Source organism: Shewanella sp. AS16, assembly GCF_021412365.1.
Classification (GTDB): Bacteria; Pseudomonadota; Gammaproteobacteria; order Enterobacterales; family Shewanellaceae; genus Shewanella; species Shewanella salipaludis.
Map to the genome: position 1 here is coordinate 1 of NZ_JAKCLK010000425.1, position 281 is coordinate 281.

1 protein-coding gene is annotated in these 281 nt (G+C 53.0%); it reads right to left on the reverse strand.

Annotated elements, in window-relative coordinates; genetic code table 11:
- Positions 1-281 (reverse strand): phosphodiesterase (gene yfcE, locus LZP73_RS20945; RefSeq protein WP_234236920.1); only part of this gene is annotated, 281 nt, incomplete at both ends.

The window sequence follows — 281 nt, forward strand, 5'->3', positions numbered from 1 at the left end:
TTTCCGGGCCAAAAAGATGACCATGCGTCAAAAACAGACGTTGTTTTTCCAGTAATACCTGTTGCCACGGCGCGGTTATCGGGAAATGCAGCAGCATTTGATCCACTTCGCTGTCGCAGTTGCCGCGCACAGCGATAACCTTATGTGCCACTTCATTAAGCCGTTCAGCGACTTTGGCTGGCGCGTAACCCTCCGGTAAAGCATTACGCGGGCCATGATTCAACACGTCGCCAAGGATCACCAGCCACTGGGCACCGCTTTGGGCAAACAACTCCAGAACA